The following is a 1,819-nucleotide window of genomic DNA, read 5'->3' on the forward strand; positions in this document are numbered from 1 at the left end:
CGACGGCGCACTGACGCGGCTGATCGGCTCGGGCTCGCTCGGCTCGATGATCTTCTGGGGGCCGCCGGGGACGGGCAAGACCACGGTCGCGCGTCTGCTTGCCGGCGAAACCAGCCTTGCATTCGAACAGATATCGGCGGTGTTTTCTGGTGTCGCCGATTTGAAAAAAGTGTTCGAGACGGCGAAGCTGCGCCGCACCAACGGCCGTCAGACACTGCTCTTCGTCGACGAGATCCATCGCTTCAACCGCGCCCAGCAGGACAGTTTTCTGCCTGTGATGGAAGACGGCACCGTCGTGCTGGTCGGCGCCACCACGGAAAACCCGTCCTTCGAGCTGAACGCCGCGCTGTTGTCCCGCGCCCGCGTGCTGGTCTTCCATTCGCTCAATGAGGACAGTATCGCGAAACTGCTGGAGCGGGCCGAGGAGACCGAGGGCAGGGGGCTGCCGCTCGACGACGAGGCGAGGGCGATGCTCATCCGCATGAGCGATGGCGATGGCCGCGCGGCGCTGACGCTGGCCGAAGAGGTTTGGCGCGCCGCCAAATCAGGCGAGGTGTTCGGCGCCGAAGGCCTGCAGCGCATCGTCCAGCGCCGCGCGCCGATCTACGACAAGGGCCAGGACGGCCACTACAATCTGATCTCGGCGCTGCACAAATCGGTGCGCGGCTCCGACCCGGACGCCGCCCTCTATTATCTCGCCCGCATGTTCGACGCCGGCGAGGATCCGCTCTATCTAGGCCGTCGGCTGGTGCGCATGGCGATGGAGGATATCGGGCTGGCCGACCCGCAGGCGCTGGTCATCGCCAATGCCGCCAAGGATGCCTATGACTATCTGGGCTCGCCAGAGGGCGAACTCGCCTTCGCCGAGGCCACCGTCTATCTCGCCAGCGCGCCCAAATCCAACGCCGTCTACACCGCCTTTAAGGCCGCCACGCAGGCGGCGAAGGAGTTCGGCTCGCTGCTGCCGCCCAAACACATCCTCAACGCGCCGACCAAGCTGATGAAAGAAGAGGATTACGGCGCAGGCTACCGTTATGACCACGACGAGCCGGACGCTTTTTCCGGACAGGATTATTTTCCGGAAAAGATGGGCCGTCACACATTCTATGATCCACCGGAACGCGGTTTCGAGCGTGATATCAGGAAACGGCTCGACTATTGGGCGAAGCTGCGCAGCGAGCGGGAAAAGTAGCCTCGCACAGTTTTTCCACTCGAGACGGCGCCACACGCTGAGCAGCAGGGATTGACCGAGCCCGCTCTGTAAGGGCAGTAGACGGCGATGATCAATCTCCTCCTCGTTGCCGCGGGCGGCGCTATTGGTGCGGGGCTGCGCCACGTCGCCAATTTCGTTGCGCTGCGTCTTATCGGCCCGAGTTTTCCCTGGGGCACGATGGCGATCAACATTGTCGGCTCCTTTGCCATGGGTCTGTTCATCACGACCCTGGCGCGGCGCTACGGCGGATCGAACGAGCTTCGGCTGTTCGTTGCCACCGGCATCCTCGGCGGCTTCACCACTTTCTCCGCTTTTTCGCTCGATTTCGCGACGCTGTGGGAGCGTGGCGCGACGCTGCCGGCATTCGGATATGCCCTTGCCAGCTTGGTTGGCGCGATCATTGCCCTGTTTCTGGGTCTTTGGCTCGCAAGAAGCCTGCCTTAATGCTATTGCCCCCGCTTACAGCACCGCGCGTCCCTTAGGACGCGCAAGGACGCTGTAGCATTTTGATTTTGCGCGCGACCCTTTCCGAAAATCGATTTCAGGTCATGCGCTAGAAACGGGTAAAACGAGACAATGGCAGGCGTAGAACAGATCACGGTGGAG

2 protein-coding genes are annotated in these 1,819 nt (G+C 62.5%); both read left to right on the forward strand.

The annotated features are described in order from the left end of the window. Positions 1-1,192: replication-associated recombination protein A (locus tag E5W87_RS23575; protein ID WP_292402933.1), on the forward strand; the 1,192-nt coding region annotated here is incomplete at its 5' end. Positions 1,193-1,279: 87 nt separating this feature from the next. Beyond that, positions 1,280-1,657 (forward strand): fluoride efflux transporter CrcB, encoded by a 378-nt coding sequence (gene crcB, locus E5W87_RS23580; RefSeq protein WP_292402936.1) that lies wholly within the window; start codon positions 1,280-1,282, stop codon positions 1,655-1,657. Positions 1,658-1,819 lie beyond the last annotated feature (162 nt).

This window comes from Mesorhizobium sp. (assembly GCF_004962925.1).
Classification (GTDB): Bacteria; Pseudomonadota; Alphaproteobacteria; order Rhizobiales; family Rhizobiaceae; genus Mesorhizobium.

Excerpts from the sequence above, each read along its gene's own strand:
- crcB (WP_292402936.1), top strand. The coding sequence starts at position 1,280 with ATGATCAATCTCCTCCTCGTTGCCGCGGGCGGCGCTATTGGTGCGGGG.